14 protein-coding genes and 1 riboswitch are annotated in these 14,685 nt (G+C 72.6%); of the genes, 2 read left to right on the top strand and 12 right to left on the bottom strand.

What is annotated here, in order from left to right:
* Window positions 1–98: 98 nt before the first annotated feature.
* Complete coding sequence (locus tag AB8O64_RS07055; RefSeq protein WP_370418435.1) at window positions 99–773, bottom strand: GNAT family N-acetyltransferase; 675 nt, start codon at window positions 771–773, stop codon at window positions 99–101.
* Between the two features lie 152 nt (window positions 774–925).
* Complete coding sequence (locus AB8O64_RS07060) at window positions 926–2,389, bottom strand: peptidase C39 family protein (RefSeq protein WP_370418436.1); 1,464 nt, start codon at window positions 2,387–2,389, stop codon at window positions 926–928.
* A gap of 107 nt (window positions 2,390–2,496) precedes the next feature.
* Between AB8O64_RS07060 and AB8O64_RS07065 the strand changes: the two genes are divergently transcribed.
* Both AB8O64_RS07065 and AB8O64_RS07070 read left to right on the top strand, forming a co-directional pair.
* Window positions 2,497–3,111, top strand: a complete 615-nt coding sequence (locus AB8O64_RS07065) for a uridine kinase (RefSeq protein ID WP_370418437.1) — start codon at window positions 2,497–2,499, stop codon at window positions 3,109–3,111.
* Between the two features lie 520 nt (window positions 3,112–3,631).
* Window positions 3,632–5,521, top strand: coding sequence for an AAA family ATPase (locus tag AB8O64_RS07070; RefSeq protein WP_370423811.1), 1,890 nt, complete (start codon window positions 3,632–3,634; stop codon window positions 5,519–5,521).
* A 50-nt stretch (window positions 5,522–5,571) separates the two neighbouring features.
* Here AB8O64_RS07070 and AB8O64_RS07075 read toward each other — a convergent pair whose 3' ends face one another.
* From AB8O64_RS07075 to ribD, 10 genes are all read right to left on the bottom strand, one after another.
* Window positions 5,572–6,789, bottom strand: a complete 1,218-nt coding sequence (locus AB8O64_RS07075) for a hemolysin family protein (protein WP_370418438.1) — start codon at window positions 6,787–6,789, stop codon at window positions 5,572–5,574.
* Window positions 6,786–8,132: a hemolysin family protein gene (locus AB8O64_RS07080; protein ID WP_370418439.1), complete on the bottom strand. Its 1,347-nt coding sequence runs from the start codon at window positions 8,130–8,132 to the stop codon at window positions 6,786–6,788. The genes AB8O64_RS07075 and AB8O64_RS07080 overlap by 4 nt, the downstream gene beginning before the upstream one ends.
* A 197-nt stretch (window positions 8,133–8,329) precedes the next feature.
* Window positions 8,330–8,794 (bottom strand): PH domain-containing protein, encoded by a 465-nt coding sequence (locus AB8O64_RS07085; RefSeq protein ID WP_370418440.1) that lies wholly within the window; start codon window positions 8,792–8,794, stop codon window positions 8,330–8,332.
* 61 nt (window positions 8,795–8,855) lie between these two features.
* The gene (gene hisG, locus AB8O64_RS07090) at window positions 8,856–9,704 is read right to left on the bottom strand and encodes an ATP phosphoribosyltransferase (RefSeq protein ID WP_362209210.1); all 849 of its coding nucleotides are present in this window, start codon (window positions 9,702–9,704) and stop codon (window positions 8,856–8,858) included.
* Between the two features lie 104 nt (window positions 9,705–9,808).
* Window positions 9,809–10,081 carry a phosphoribosyl-ATP diphosphatase gene (locus AB8O64_RS07095; protein ID WP_087929011.1) on the bottom strand — a complete coding sequence of 91 codons (273 nt, stop codon included), beginning with the start codon at window positions 10,079–10,081 and terminating at the stop codon, window positions 9,809–9,811.
* A 33-nt stretch (window positions 10,082–10,114) separates the two neighbouring features.
* Entirely contained in the window at window positions 10,115–10,600 is a 486-nt protein-coding gene (ribH, locus tag AB8O64_RS07100; protein ID WP_130876831.1) for a 6,7-dimethyl-8-ribityllumazine synthase, read from the bottom strand.
* A gap of 105 nt (window positions 10,601–10,705) precedes the next feature.
* Window positions 10,706–11,986 (bottom strand): bifunctional 3,4-dihydroxy-2-butanone-4-phosphate synthase/GTP cyclohydrolase II, encoded by a 1,281-nt coding sequence (locus tag AB8O64_RS07105; RefSeq protein WP_370418441.1) that lies wholly within the window; start codon window positions 11,984–11,986, stop codon window positions 10,706–10,708.
* Window positions 11,983–12,636 (bottom strand): nicotinamide mononucleotide transporter family protein, encoded by a 654-nt coding sequence (locus AB8O64_RS07110; RefSeq protein WP_365207976.1) that lies wholly within the window; start codon window positions 12,634–12,636, stop codon window positions 11,983–11,985. Before AB8O64_RS07110 ends, AB8O64_RS07105 begins: the two co-directional genes overlap by 4 nt.
* Complete coding sequence (locus AB8O64_RS07115; protein WP_356452128.1) at window positions 12,633–13,250, bottom strand: riboflavin synthase; 618 nt, start codon at window positions 13,248–13,250, stop codon at window positions 12,633–12,635. Before AB8O64_RS07115 ends, AB8O64_RS07110 begins: the two co-directional genes overlap by 4 nt.
* Window position 13,251: 1 nt before the next feature.
* Window positions 13,252–14,352, bottom strand: a complete 1,101-nt coding sequence (gene ribD, locus AB8O64_RS07120) for a bifunctional diaminohydroxyphosphoribosylaminopyrimidine deaminase/5-amino-6-(5-phosphoribosylamino)uracil reductase RibD (RefSeq protein WP_370423812.1) — start codon at window positions 14,350–14,352, stop codon at window positions 13,252–13,254.
* A 184-nt stretch (window positions 14,353–14,536) separates the two neighbouring features.
* A riboswitch (FMN riboswitch) is annotated at window positions 14,537–14,667 on the bottom strand.
* Window positions 14,668–14,685: the final 18 nt, after the last annotated feature.

The following is a 14,685-nucleotide window of genomic DNA, read 5'->3' on the forward strand; positions in this document are numbered from 1 at the left end:
CACCGACACCCCGGCCGGGGACACCCGTGGTCGGCCGCCCGGCCCGGGGGCTCGCCTGTGGTCGACCACCGTCCCGGCCGGGGACGCGCACCCGGGTGTCAGCCGCGCGGCTCCCGCCACATCGGCCACATAGACGGGCCGTCCGGCAGGTCGACGGTCCTGCCCGTGAAGACGAAGCCGTGGCGCTCGTACAGCGCCTTGCTCCGTGTGTTGCTCGCCTCCAGATACGCGGGCATGCCCTCCCGGTCGCAACGCTCGAGCACGGCCTCCAGGAGCGCGCTGCCCCGTCCCTCGCCCGTGCGGCCGGGGGCGGCGACGATGTTCGGCAGGTAGTAGTGCGACCGGTCCGTCGGGTGGGCGAGCGCCGTCAGTTCGCCCACGATCCGGGTGCGCTCGTTGCCCGGGTCCGCGGCCGCCAGCGCCTCGGTCATCTCGTCGTGGCCGTCGTCCTCACCACCACCGGAAGCACCGCCGGAGCCATCCCCGGCACCGTCACCGGCCGTCTCCCCCACCATCATCGGCAGCCACAGCGCGGCCGCCGAGTGGTCCTCCATCACATCGACCCAGCCGTCGCGCAGCGCCGCGTCCAGGAACACGCCGAAGAAGCGCGGATGGACGGCCCGCCGGTGCTCCTCGTCCGGGAAGACCCAGCCACTGACCGGGTCCGCCATGAACGCCTCGCCCAGCAGCCGGCTGATCTCCTCCCTCTCCTCCTTCCGGGCCCGACGGATTCCCGGCAAGACGCCCGGCAGGACAGTGGTGACCCGACTCATGGTTGCGTTCCCCTCCAGCACCGTAAGAATGAAGTGACGCCTGCGATACGGGTGGTGCCGTGATGCGCATGCGTCGCGACGATCGTACGGATGCCCGAATGCCGTCAGCGGCCAGATGGCCGTCCAGGAGGGGGGAACGCGGCAACTCGCCCTCAGCGAATGCCGAGTTCGGCCAGGGCCGCGAGCTGCCGTGACGCCGGGTGCGTCGGGAAGTAGAGGTAACAGACGCCGCCCGTACCGCTCCTGACCTGGCCCTGCGCGTTGTAGCGCTTGGTCCTCAGCCAGATGTTCTCGAACTGGCGGCGTGGGTAGACGCGTTGGACGGCCGCGTTCGACGGGCTCGCCGGATCGTTGGCGATCACGTCGCCCGCCTCGGTGAAGCCGACGACACACATCAGATGGCCCGCCGTGCCGTACCCCGCGCCGTCGAGCTCGGAGGCCAGGAAGGACTGGGAGGTGATCACGGGGATCCGCGCGCGGATCAGCTTCTCGACGTCGCGCAGCGACCGCAGCCGGGTGACCAGGCCCTGCATGTCGCGGTACGTGGCGGCGTACGCGGCGTTGAAGGGCCAGTTGCCGCACCCGGCGTACTGGTAGTCGTAGGTGAAGCGGGCCGCGTGGCAGACCTGCGGGTCCTCGTAGGCGGGGTTGACCCAGGCGAGGTCCTCGGCGGTGGGCTCGCGGCCCCAGTACTCGAGGACCATCTGCGAGGAGGTCGGGCTGCACCACGCCTCGCCGCCGTTGTCGTATTCGGGGTACTGCCCCTTGTGGATCTCCTGCGAGTAGCGCGGCACCGCCAGCGTCCGCCCCGCCCCCTCCCCCGGCCGCGAGGCGGGCACCGTGAAGCGGTCGGGGATGTCGGAGCCCATCGCGCCGAGCCGCCAGACCGTCGGCGTGAGATCGGTGCCCGGCCTGCGGTGGAGGGTGAGACGCAGCTCGTAGGAGACGAAGCGCAGTCCGCTCTCGGGCTTGTCGATGGCGAGGGTGTCGGTGGAGACGTTGCTCCTGCCGTCGCCCTGTCCGTCGACGGAGGTGCGCCGGATGTCGCCGGACGCGTCACCGGAGGTCCACCGGCCGAGGACGTACCAGGGGGTCGCCGTGCCGTCGGTGTAGGCGCCGCGCAGCTCGACCTGGAGCCAGGTGCCGGCGGGGGTGCGGGCGTTCCAGGAGGCGATCAGTTCGGTCGCGGGCGTGGGCAGGACGCGGACCGGTGCGGTCCATGTGGCGTACTCCCAGGTGGCCGTGGTGTGGGTGTGCGGGTCGGTGTACTCGAAGGTGCCGACGGGGCGGTCGATGACCACGCCGGGGCGGGTCCCCGACCGGACCCGGGTGCCCGCGGCCCGGCCGCGCCGCCAGTCGGCGAGGGTCGTCCAGGCGTGGTAGTCGACGGAGGGCGCCCCGGCCCTGGGGCCGTCCCCGGGGGCGGCCGCGAACGCGGGGGTGACGGCCGTGAGGGAGGACGCGGCCGCGACCGTCGCGGCCGCCGCGACCCCGAGGGCGGCGGCGAGCACACTGCGGCGCGGGGCGGGAGGGTCGAGAGAGGCGGGAAGGGTGGGTGAGTCGGGAGGGGTCGGGGGCTGACCGGCGGGCGTGGGTCTGCTGGGCTTCGGCGACATGCGCCAGTGATTCCCCGTGGGGCGCGTCCCCAATACCGCGAGCCGGTTCCGCTGTGCGCGAGCCGTGGCCGCGCTCCGATGCCCCCGAGCCGCCCTAGGGTGGTCCGGTGAACGATCCTCTTCGCCCCGGCCCGCCCACCCCGCCCGCGCTCGACGCCCTGGCGCGTCGGCTCCGGGCGCTGCCCCCGTCCGTCGGGCCGGTGCGGCTCGTCGCCGTGGACGGGCACGCGGGGTCGGGGAAGACGACCTTCAGCGGCCGGCTCGCGGCGGCGCTGGGCGGCGCCCCCGTACTCCATCTGGACGATCTCGCCACTCATGAGGAGCTCTTCGACTGGTCCGACCGGCTGGACGCATGGATTCTGGCTCCCCTCTCCCGTGGGGAGACCGCTCGCTACCGCACCTACGACTGGGTCGCGCGGCGGTTCGCGGGCGAGCGGGAGCTGGCCCCGGCGCCGGTGGTGATCGTCGAGGGGGTCGGGGCGGGGCGCCGGGCGCTGAGGCCGTATCTGGCGTGCCTGATGTGGATGGAGTTGACGGATGTGAGCTCCTGGGAGCGGGGTCAACTTCGCGACGGCCCCGGCATGTCCACATTCTGGGACGGCTGGAAGCGAGCGGAGCGCGAACATTTCACGGCCGACCCCACGCGCCCGTATGCGGAACTCCTGGTGCACCAGAGTCTGGAGGGGTACGAGGTGCTGCCGGGGCCCCATGGATCCCCTTGAGCTCCCCGGATCGTCACCGTCCGTGACCATCGGCGGTCGCCTTGCCCGACACCCCCGGCCGATCCCCGCCGAGTGCCTCAACTTCGCTTGACCGAGGGGGCGTACAGGACTTACGTTCTCAATGTGCGGCCCACGCAGGCCGCCTGCGGACGCGAGGCCCCCGGTTGTTCCCCCGTGATCGGGGGCTTCGTACCACCTCCACCCTGGCGATTTGGGCGCTTTGCGCCATCGTTCACTCACCACGCGTCACCCTGAGTGACCGCATTCCGGACCGCTTCCCGGCCCCGACCCCTGTCGGCCCTTCACCGCGGGATCGCTTTCACGCCGCGATCATGCCGCGATCGGCGGTGCGCCACCCTTCGGCCGATGCCGCCTGCGCAGGTACGATGCGAGTCGGTGCACCTATCGGCGGGTGCACTGGCACACTGGTCAACTCCCGTCCACAGCACAGCGGTTCGGAAAGGCGCGCCAGGTACTCGCCCGGCAGCACGCTACGGGGGAACGGTTTGTGGGGGACGTGATGGATTTCGGCATGCAGGGCCCACCCGCCCCGGCCGATCTCGCCTGGCTGCGCGCCGTCGACGCCTACACGATGGGCGCCTACGCGCAGGCCGAGGAGGAGTTCCGGGCCGCGGTCCACGCAGACCCGGGGATGGCCGACGCCTGGCTCGGCCTGCACGCGCTGCGCGCCGACACCACCACCGCGCTGCTGCGCATGTACCGCCACCGGGACCGGTTCGGCGAGCAGCGCGCCCGCCACCGGCGCACCCTCAACTCCTGGTACTGGCTCGGCTGGTGGGTCCAGCCCGTACTGGAGAGCGGCCGCGATCTGCTGCTCGCGCACGCCTCGCACTGGCTCGACGGCCGTCATGTGCCGGAGCTGGACCGGGCGCTGGCCGGCTGTCCGCCGGTCGAGGCGGATCCGCAGGTGCGCTTCCTGCACGCCTGCCGCGCCTATCTCGTCAAGGACTGGGAGCAGCTCGTACGGCACACCGAGCCGCTGCTGGGCGATCCGCTGCTGGGTATCGAGGCGGGGCTGTTCGGCGGCATGGCCCGGGTCCGGCTGGAGATGTTCGGCCAGGCGGAGCCGCTGTTGTCCGCCGCGCTGATGCGCTGCCGCAGCGAGCAGCCGCAGCGCAAGGAGCTGCGTTACTGGCTGGCCCGTGCCCACGAGGGGACCGGGCGCAGTGCCGCCGCCCTCCCCCTCTACCGGGCCGTGCACCGGGTGGACCCCTCCTTCATGGACACCTCGGCGCGGCTCACCGCCATCGCGGACGGGAACGGTCTGGACGACCACACCGACCTCGCCCCCATGCCGCTGGGGGGCTCGGGCCAGGACCCCGTCGATCCTCCCGGCGACCCCGATCTGCTGGCCGCCCCCGACACCCTCGACGGCCGGGACGTCCTGACCGGTACGGACCCGGAGCCCACCGGCACCGCGCCGGTCGACGCAGACGGCGTGCGCGAGAAGATCCGCATTCCGGCCCAGCCCACCACCCAGCCGCTGCCCGGCCGCTCCGACCCCGTCCTGCTGGCTAAGGCGCTGGCCGAGCTGGAGCGGATGGTGGGGCTGGAGCCGGTCAAGCGGCAGGTGCGGGCGCTCTCCGCGCAGCTGCACATGGCGCGGTTGCGCGCCGGTCAGGGGCTGCCCGTGCAGCCTCCCAAGCGTCATTTCGTCTTCTCCGGTCCCTCGGGCACCGGCAAGACCACGGTCGCCCGGATTCTCGGCCGGGTGTTCTACGCCCTCGGGCTGCTGGGCGGTGACCATCTGGTCGAGGCGCAGCGCGCCGACCTGGTCGGTGAGTTCCTCGGCCAGACCGCGGTCAAGGCCAATGAGCTGATCGACTCGGCGCTCGGCGGGGTGCTGTTCGTCGACGAGGCGTACAGCCTGTCCAACTCGGGCTACAGCAAGGGCGACGCGTACGGCGACGAGGCGTTGCAGGTGCTGCTCAAGCGCGCCGAGGACAACCGCGACCGGCTGGTGGTGATCCTGGCGGGTTACCCGGAGGGCATGGACCGGCTGCTGGCCGCCAATCCGGGGCTCGGTTCCCGCTTCACCACCCGGGTGGACTTCCCCAGCTATCGCCCGTTGGAGCTGACCCGCATCGGCGAGGTGCTGGCCGGGGAGAACGGCGACAAGTGGGACGAGGAGGCCCTGGAGGAGCTGCGCAGCATCAGCGGCCATGTGGTCGCCCAGGGGTGGATCGACGAGCTGGGCAACGGCCGCTTCCTGCGCACCCTGTACGAGAAGAGCTGCGCCTACCGGGATCTGCGGCTGTCGGGCTACGCGGGCACGCCGACCCGCGACGACCTGGCCACCTTGCGGCTGCCGGATCTGATGCAGGCGTACGGCGAGGTCCTGTCGGGCCGCGGGCCGATGACCCGCGACCCGCAGGACCCGCCCGCGTGAGGGCGGGCGGGGCGGGCACGGTCGCAGGTCGTGCCCGCCCCGCCTTCGCCTCAGCCGGCCATCGCGTCCCGCTCGGCGGGCACGGCGTCCCGCTCGGACATCTCCCGGGAGCTCTCCTCGAGCCGCTCCTCGGACCTCTCCTCGGGCAGCGCGGCGAGGGCTTCGGCCGGCATCGCGGCCGCCGCGCGGGGGCGGTTCAGCCGGGTGCCGGGCGGGGCCTCGGCCGGGCGCGGGGACGCCCTGCGGTGCGCGGGGTCCCGGACCTCGCCGACCAGCATCTCCAGCACGTCCTCCAGCGCGACCACGCCCAGCACCCGCCCGGAGGCGTCGGTGACGGCCGCGAGGTGCGAGGCGGCCCGGCGCATCACGGTCAGCGCGTCGTCCAGGGGCAACTCGGCCCGCAGGGTCTCGACACGCCGCCAGAGGTGCTGGGGCACGGCCCGCTCCCGGTCCTCCAGGTCCAGGACGTCCTTCACATGCAGATAGCCCATGAAGGCGCCGCCGGGCGCGCGGACCGGGAAGCGGGAGTAGCCGGTCCGTACGGTCAGCTCCTCGATCTGGCGGGGGGTGACCGTCGGGGCGACGGTGACCAGGGTGGCCGGGTCCAGGAGGACGTCGGTGACCGGGCGGCTGCCCAGTTCCAGGGCGTCCTCCAGGCGCTCCTGCTCGGCCGGTTCGAGGAGTCCGGCCTGGCGGGAGTCCTCGACCAGATGGGTGAGCTGCTCGCTGGTGAAGACCGCCTCCACCTCGTCCTTGGGCTCGACGCGGAAGAGCCGGAGCACCCCGTGCGCGCACGCGCCGAGGAGGGCGGTGACCGGCCGGCAGAGCCGGGCGAAGGTCACGAGCCCCGGGCCCAGCCACAGGGCCGCCCGGTCGGGCGCCGACATGGCCAGGTTCTTCGGCACCATCTCGCCGATCACCAGGTGCAGGAAGACCACCAGGGCCAGGGCGATGACGTAGCCCAGCGGGTGGATGAGCCCCTCGGGCAGTCCCACGGCGTGGAAGAGGGGCTCCAGCAGCTTCGCGACGGTCGGTTCGGCGACCGCGCCGAGCGTCAGCGAGCAGACGGTGATGCCGAACTGGGCCGCGGCCATCATCTGCGGCAGATTCTCGAGCCCGGTCAGAACCGTGCGGGCCCGGGCGGAGCCCTCGGCGGCACGGGGTTCGATCTGGCTGCGGCGTACGGAGACGAGCGCGAACTCGGCACCGACGAAGAAGCCGTTGGCCAGCACCAGCAGCACGGCGAAGAGGAGTTGCAGCACGCTCATCGCGATTCCCCCTGCGGTGCGGGCACCGCGCCGGTGCGCACGATCCGTACCCGCTCGGCGCGGTGGTGTCCGACCTGGCGCACCGAGAGCCGCCAGCCGGGCAGCTCGGCGGTGTCACCGGGGGCGGGGATGCGGCCCAGCAGATCGGCGACGAGGCCGGCGACGGTCTCGTACGGGCCGTCGGGAGCCTCCAGGCCGACGCGGCGCAGGGTGTCGACCCGGCAGCCGCCGTCGGCGTCCCACGCGGACCGGCCGTCCTCGCAGGGGACGGGAGCCAGTTCCGGAAGGTGGGCGTCCGCGTGGTCGTGCTCGTCACGGACCTCGCCGACCAGTTCCTCGACGATGTCCTCCAGGGTCACCACCCCGGCCGTGCCGCCGTATTCGTCGACGACGACGGCTATCGGCTGTTCGCTGCGCAGCTGCTCCAGCAGCGGCTGCACGGGCAGCGTCCCGGGGACCAGCATGGGGGCCACCGCGATCCGCCCGACCGGGGTGCGCAGCCGGTCGTGGCCGGGCACCGCGAGGGCGTCCTTGAGGTGGACCATGCCGACGACCTCGTCCAGGCGGTCCCGGTAGACCGGGAAGCGGGAGAGGCCGGTGGCGCGGGTGAGATTGAGGACGTCCTCGGCGGTCGCCGAGGACTGCAGGGCGCTGACCTTCACCCGGGGCGTCATGACGTGCTGCGCGGTCAGGTCGCCGAGGGAGAGGGTCCGCACGAACAGGTCGGCGGTGTCCTGCTCCAGGGCGCCGGCCCGGGCCGAGTGCCGGGCGAGCGAGACGAGTTCGCCGGGGGTGCGGGCGGAGGCCAGCTCGTCGGCGGGCTCCACCCCCATGGCGCGCACGAGCCGGTTGGCGACGGTGTTGAGGAGGGTGATCACGGGTCGGAAGAAGTGGGCGAAGGCGCTCTGCGGGCCGACGACGAAGCGCGCGACCTGCAGCGGTCTGGAAACCGCCCAGTTCTTGGGCACCAGCTCGCCGATGATCATCTGCACGGCGGAGGCCACCAGCATGCCGATCACGACGGCGACGCCGGGGGCGGCGCCGTGCGGCAGGCCCGTCGCGCCCAGCGGGCCGGTGAGCAGATGACCGAGGGCGGGCTCCGCGAGCATGCCGACCACCAAGGAGGTGATGGTGATGCCCAGTTGGGTGCCCGAGAGCTGGAAGGACAGCTCCCGCAGGGCCGCGACCACGGAATGGGCCCGGCGGTCGCCCTCGGCCGCGGCCCGTTCGGCCGCCGGCTTGTCGACGGTCACCAGGCCGAACTCGGCGGCGACGAAGAAGCCGTTCGCGAGGATGAGGAGCAGTGCTGCCGCGAGCAGCAGCAATGACACGGTGATACTCATGACGCCGCCTCGCGGTGGGGGGCGGCGCAGGTACTACAGGACGATCCGTCCATTGCCGGAGGGATTCACTCCTTGGTTCGCAGGTGCTCCCGCGCGTGCCGCGCGGGGAACGCGGCCGCTTCGGTGCGGGGCGGGGCAGGTCGTGCCCGTGGCACCAGAGTAATCAAGGAGTCCCCGGCGGGGGCGGGCAACCACCCTCAGGTCGCGGAGGTGCCGGTTCCGAATGTCTCGGCGAGCGACCGGAGGGCGCGGGCGTCGGCGATCGCCCGGTCCTTGGAGACGCCGGGCTGGATGCCCATGGCCGGCAGGCTGGTGCCGTCGGCGAGGTCGAGGTGGACCCAGGCGTCACCGGCGCGCAGATTGACCCGGACGATCTCCGCCCAGGCCAGCCGGCGCTTCGTCGTCAGGTTCACCACCGTCACCCCGTCGCGCGTGGCGACCACCTTGGGGCGGCTCAGCAGGGCGAGGACGCCGAAGACCAGCAGTCCGGTGCCGATGAAGGATGCCCGGTCCCCCGGGTTCAGGGCCGGCAGGGCCAGCGACATCACCGTGAGCACGGCGAGCAGGGCGGCGCCGATGCTGAGCAGCACGATCCGGGTGCGGGTCGGGCGGAAGGTGACCGGCAGGTCCGGCAGGCCGGTCGGGGGTACGGGGGAAGGCACGGCGTACGTTCTTTCGCGGTCGGGCCGGGCCGGCTCCGGTCGGCGCCGGCCCGTGCGCGGATCAGAGGCGGCAGGCGTGGATGCCGGTGGTGAGGATGGCGCGGGCACCCAGCTCGTACAGCTCGTCCATGATGCGCTGGGCATCGGTGGCCGGGACCATCGAGCGGACCGCGACCCAGCCCTCGTGGTGCAGCGGGGAGACGGTCGGCGACTCCAGGCCGGGGGTGAGGGCGACGGCACGCTCCACGTGCTCGACCCGGATGTCGTAGTCCATCATCACGTAGCGGCGGGCGACGAGGACGCCCTGCATACGGCGGAGGAACTGCTGCACCTTGGGGTCGTCGGCGGGGGCGCCGGCGCGCCGGATGACGACGGCCTCGGACTCCAGGATCGGCTCGCCGATGATTTCCAGCCCGGCGTTGCGCAGGGTGGTGCCGGTCTCGACGACATCGGCGATGATCTCGGCGACGCCGAGCTGGATGGCGGTCTCGACCGCGCCGTCGAGGTGCACGACGGAGGCGGCCACGCCGTTGTCGGCGAGGTGCTTGGTGACCAGGCCGGAGAAGGAGGTGGCGACGGTCATCCCGCCGAACTCGCTGACGTCCTTGGCCGTGCCCGGGCGGGTGGCGTAGCGGAACGTCGACCCGGCGAAGCCGAGCTGCATGATCTCCTCGGCCTGCGAGCCGGAGTCCAGCAGCAGGTCGCGGCCGGTGATGCCGATGTCGAGCTTGCCGGAGCCGACGTAGACGGCGATGTCGCGGGGGCGCAGGAAGAAGAACTCGACGTCGTTGGCCGCGTCGACCAGCACCAGTTCCCTGCGGTCCTTGCGCTGGCGGTAGCCGGCCTCATGGAGCATCGCCGACGCAGGCTCGGAGAGAGAACCCTTGTTGGGAACGGCGATGCGCAGCATGAGGTCGGTTTCCTTTGTGCGTGGGGAATGCGGGGACTTGCGGGGAACTGCTGGAACGTACAGGGGGTGCGGGCGGCCGCGGGGCTCGTCGGACGGGCGGGCGTCTACAGATGGGCGTAGACGTCGTCGAGCGAGATGCCCCGGGCGACCATCATCACCTGAACGTGGTAGAGGAGCTGGGAGATCTCCTCGGCCGTGGCGTCGGCGCCCTCGTACTCGGCGGCCATCCACACCTCGGCGGCCTCCTCGACGACCTTCTTGCCGATGGCATGGACGCCCTTGTCGACGAGTTCGGCGGTGCGGGAGGTGGCGGGGTCGCCGGAGGCGGCCTTCTGCTGGAGCTCGGTGAACAGCTCCTCGAACGTCTTCTTGGACATGGTGCTCCTACCCTACGGGGTCCGCTCCCGCTGTCAGTGCCAGGGCTCGGAGACCGAACGGAGGATCACCGCCGTGGCGACGGCCGCGGTGACCGCCTCGTGGCCCTTGTCCTCGTTCGAGCCCTCGATGCCTGCCCGGTCCAGGGCCTGCTCCTCGGTGTCGCAGGTCAGGACGCCGAAGCCGACGGGGACGCCGGTGTCGACGGAGACCTGGGCGAGGCCCTGGGTCACGCCCTGGCACACGTACTCGAAGTGCGGGGTGCCGCCGCGGATGACGACGCCGAGGGCGACGACCGCGTCGTAGCCGCGGCCGGCGAGGGCCTTGGCGACGACCGGCAGCTCCCAGCTGCCGGGGACGCGCAGCAGGGTCGGCTCGTCGATGCCGAGGTCGTGCAGGGCGCGCAGGGCGCCGTCGACGAGACCGTCCATCACCTTCTCGTGCCACTGCGCGGCGATCACGGCGACCCGCAGGTCCTGGCAGTTCTTCACACTCAGCTCGGGGGCGCCCTTGCCGCTCACGTCTGTCCTCGGTTTCCTGCTCGTGCCATGGGGCTGTTGTCGGCTGTGGGGGTTGTCAGGTCGTACGTCACGGGGTTTTCTGCGTAACGGGAGACGCACGGCGGATCACTGATTGCCGCAGGGGGACACCTCGTCGGTGTCCAGCCAGGGCAGGTCGTGGCCCATCCGGTCCCGCTTGGTGCGCAGATAGCGCAGGTTGTGCTCGCCCGCCTGGACGGGCATCGGCTCCCGGCCGGTGACCTTCAGGCCGTGCCGGACCAGGGCCGCGGTCTTCTCGGGGTTGTTGGTCATCAGCCGCAGCGAGCGCACCCCGAGGTCGGCGAGGATCCGCGCGCCGGCCGCGTAGTCACGGGCGTCGGCCGGGAGGCCGAGTTCGAGGTTGGCGTCGAGGGTGTCACGGCCGCCCTCCTGGAGCTCGTAGGCGCGCAGCTTGGACATCAGCCCGATGCCGCGTCCCTCGTGGCCGCGGAGGTAGAGGACGACGCCGCGTCCCTCGGCGGAGATCCGCTGCAGGGAGGCCTGCAGTTGGGGGCCGCAGTCGCAGCGCAGCGAGCCGAAGACATCACCGGTCAGGCACTCGGAGTGGACCCGGACCAGGACGTCCTCGCCGTCGCCGAGGTCGCCGGAGACCAGGGCGATGTGCTCGACGCCGTCGACGGTGGAGCGGTAGCCGAAGGCGCGGAAGTCGCCGAAGGCGGTGGGCAGCCGGGTCTCGGCCTCGCGCCGGACGGTGGGCTCGGCGGACCGGCGGTAGGCGATCAGGTCCTCGATGGAGATGATCGACAGGCCGTGCTTGCGGGCGAAGGGGATCAGCTCGGGCAGCCGCAGCATGGCGCCGTCCTCGCCGGCGATCTCCACGATGGCGGCGGCGGGGCGCAGCCCGGCGAGGCGGGCGAGGTCGACGCCGGCCTCGGTGTGGCCGTTGCGGACGAGGACGCCGCCGGGCTTGGCGCGCAGCGGGAAGACATGGCCGGGGCGGACGAAGTCGCCGGGGGTGGTGGCGGGGTCGGCCAGCAGGCGGATGGTGGTGGCGCGGTCGGCGGCGGAGATGCCGGTGCTGACGCCGTGGTCGCGGGAGGCGTCGACGGAGACGGTGAAGGCCGTGCGCATCGACTCGGTGTTGTCCCGCACCATCTGCGGCAGGTCGAGCCGGTCGATGTCGGGCTGCTCCAGGGGGACGCAGATCAGGCCCCGGCACTCGGACATCATGAAGGCGATGGTCTCGGTGGTGACCTTCTCGGCGGCGACGACGAGATCGCCCTCGTTCTCCCGGTTCTCGTCGTCCACGACGACGACGGGGCGGCCGGCCGCGATGTCGGCGATGGCGCGCTCGACGGGATCGAGGGTGAGGTCCTCGGCCGTGAACCAGCTCTCCAGGACGGTCATGCTGCCACTCCTTCCAGTGCGGGCTTGACGCTCGTGCGCGAGCGCAGCCACCAATCGCGCATGCCCCACAGGACGAGGGCGAGATAGACGACGTAGACGAGGCCGGAGAAGGCGAGGCCGCTGTCGAAGGCGAGCGGGACGCCGACGAGGTCGACGAGCAGCCACGCGAACCAGAACTCCACCAGCCCGCGGGCCTGGGCGACCATCGCGGCGAGGGTGCCGACGAAGATGTACGCGTCCGGCCAGGGGTTCCAGGACAGTTCGGGCACGGCGGTGAAGAGGCCGCCCACGGCCAGGGTGCCGACGGCGGTGCCGGCGAGCAGCAGGACGCGCTCGCGCCAGGTGGCGAAGCGGATCGCGATGGATCCGTCCTGGGCGCGCTGCCGGCCGCGGTGCCACTGCCGCCAGCCCCACAGGGCGACGCCGATGACGAGGAGCTGCTTGCCGATGCCGCCGCTGAGCTGCGCGGAGGCGTAGGCGGCGACGAGGATCACGCCGGAGAGGAACTGGGCGGGCCAGGTCCATATGGAGCGCCGCCAGCCGAGGGCGAGGGCGGCGAGTCCGATGGTGTTGCCGATCATGTCGGACCAGATGACGCGCTGGCCGAAGACCTCGAAGGCCTGGCCGTTCAGCCAGTCGAGGGCGCTCATGCGACCGGCTCCCCGGGGGTGCGGTCCGCGGTGCCGAGGAGGCGCTCGACGTACTTGGCGAGGACGTCCACCTCGAGGTTGACCGGCTCCCCGACGCCCTTGGCGCCGAGGGTGGTCAGCTCGAGCGTGGTGGGGATGAGGCTGACGGTGAAGAAGTCGGCGCCCGCCTGAACGACGGTCAGGCTGATGCCGTCGACGGTGATGGAGCCCTTGTCCACGACGTAGCGGCTCAGCTCGGCGGGCAGGGCGATCTTCACGATCTCCCAGTGCTCGCCGGGCTGTCGCTCGACGATGGTGCCGGTGCCGTCGACGTGGCCCTGGACGAGGTGACCGCCGAGGCGGCCGCCGAGCGCCATGGGGCGTTCGAGGTTGACGCGGGAGCCGGCGCCGAGGGCGCCGAGGCTGGAGCGCTTCAGGGTCTCCGCCATGACATCGGCCGTGAACGCGCCGTCGGCGGTGTCCACGACGGTGAGGCAGACGCCGTTGACGGCGATCGAGTCGCCGTGCTTGGCGTCCTCGGTGACGAGGGGTCCGCGCAGCGTGAACCGGGAGGAGTCGCCGAGGTTCTCGACGGCGACGACCTCACCCAGTTCTTCGACGATTCCGGTGAACACGTCAGTTCCCTTCGGGGGTGGTGGCGGGGACGGAGACAAGAGGGGGGACGAGCGGGGTGGCGGTGATCCGCAGATCGGGGCCGAGCCGGGCGACGTCGGTGATGTCGAGGCGGGACGCGCGCGCGATCGTGCCGATCCCGGCGTCGCCGAGGACGGCCGGTCCGGCGCCGAGGAGGGCGGGGGCGAGATAGCCGACGACCCGGTCGACGACGCCCGCGGCGAGGAACGCCCCGGCGAGGGTGGCGCCGCCCTCCAGCAGGACCGAGCGCACCTCACGGGCGTACAGCTCGGCGAGCAGGGCGGGGACGTCGAGACCGGCCTTGGCCCGTGGCAGGCGCACGGTGTCGACGCCCGGCAGGTGGCGGGTGTCGGCGTCCTCGGCGACGGCCACGAGCGTGGGTGCCGCCGCGTCCAGGACCCGGGCCGTGGGCCGGATCGTGGCGTGGGTGTCCATGACGACGCGCAGCGGCTGGCTCGCGCCGTCGATCCCGCGCACCGCGAGGTGCGGGTTGTCGGCGCGCAGGGTGCCGGAGCCGACCACGACGGCGTCGGCCTCGGCGCGCAGCCGGTGGACGTCGGCGCGGGACTCGGCGGAGGTGATCCAGCGGCTGGTGCCGTCGGCGGCGGCGCTGCGGCCGTCGAGGGTGGCGGCGTACTTCCACAGCACGAACGGGCGGTGGCGCAGGACGGCGGTGAGCCAGGCGGTGTTGCCGGCCGCGGCCTCGTCGGCGAGGAGGCCGCCCGCGGTGTCGACGCCGGCGGCCTCGAGGGTCGCGGCACCGCCGGTGGCGGTGGGGTTCGGGTCGGCGACGGCGTAGACGACGCGTCGGATGCCCGCGTCGATGAGCGCCTGGGCGCAGGGGCCCGTGCGGCCGGTGTGGTTGCAGGGTTCGAGGGTGACGACGGCGGTGGCACCGCGGACGTCGTGGCCGGATTCGGCGGCGTCGCGCAGGGCCTCGACCTCGGCGTGCGGACCGCCGGCGCGGTGGTGCCAGCCCTCGCCGAGCGTGCGGCCCGTGGCGTCGAGGACGACGCAGCCGACGACGGGGTTGGGGCTGGTGGAGCCAAGGCCGCGGGCGGCGAGCGCGATGGCGCGGCGCATCGCTTCGGCTTCGGTCACGGTGCCCACCGGGGTCCTCCTGCCTCTTCGGGCACGGACTCCGGGGCTGTCGTACGGGACGACGAAGAGCGGGTACGCCGCAACGGGGAGATACACCGAAGGTCAGGACGGGGCCGTCGTCCACGAGGGGACGGACCACCTGCGACGGTGTGCCGATGCGTGCCCGCCGCGCACTGCCTCCCATCCGGACTTTAACCGTCGGTCCAGGAATTTCACCTGGTCAACCGGCCGCTGGCTGCGGACGGGTCGCGGACTGTAACCGCCGGTTCGGACTTTCACCGACCCCGGAGTGCGCTGCGTAAAAAACTTTCGACC

Source organism: Streptomyces sp. QH1-20 (assembly GCF_041283565.1).
Classification (GTDB): Bacteria; Actinomycetota; Actinomycetes; order Streptomycetales; family Streptomycetaceae; genus Streptomyces; species Streptomyces syringius.

Coding starts and splice junctions, on each gene's coding strand:
- AB8O64_RS07070 (WP_370423811.1), top strand. CDS start 3,632: ATGGATTTCGGCATGCAGGGCCCACCCGCCCCGGCCGATCTCGCCTGG.
- hisG (WP_362209210.1), bottom strand. CDS start 9,704: ATGCTGCGCATCGCCGTTCCCAACAAGGGTTCTCTCTCCGAGCCTGCG.
- AB8O64_RS07080 (WP_370418439.1), bottom strand. CDS start 8,132: ATGAGTATCACCGTGTCATTGCTGCTGCTCGCGGCAGCACTGCTCCTC.
- AB8O64_RS07060 (WP_370418436.1), bottom strand. CDS start 2,389: ATGTCGCCGAAGCCCAGCAGACCCACGCCCGCCGGTCAGCCCCCGACC.
- AB8O64_RS07095 (WP_087929011.1), bottom strand. CDS start 10,081: ATGTCCAAGAAGACGTTCGAGGAGCTGTTCACCGAGCTCCAGCAGAAG.
- AB8O64_RS07075 (WP_370418438.1), bottom strand. CDS start 6,789: ATGAGCGTGCTGCAACTCCTCTTCGCCGTGCTGCTGGTGCTGGCCAAC.
- AB8O64_RS07110 (WP_365207976.1), bottom strand. CDS start 12,636: ATGAGCGCCCTCGACTGGCTGAACGGCCAGGCCTTCGAGGTCTTCGGC.
- ribD (WP_370423812.1), bottom strand. CDS start 14,352: ATGCGCCGCGCCATCGCGCTCGCCGCCCGCGGCCTTGGCTCCACCAGC.
- AB8O64_RS07055 (WP_370418435.1), bottom strand. CDS start 773: ATGAGTCGGGTCACCACTGTCCTGCCGGGCGTCTTGCCGGGAATCCGT.
- AB8O64_RS07105 (WP_370418441.1), bottom strand. CDS start 11,986: ATGACCGTCCTGGAGAGCTGGTTCACGGCCGAGGACCTCACCCTCGAT.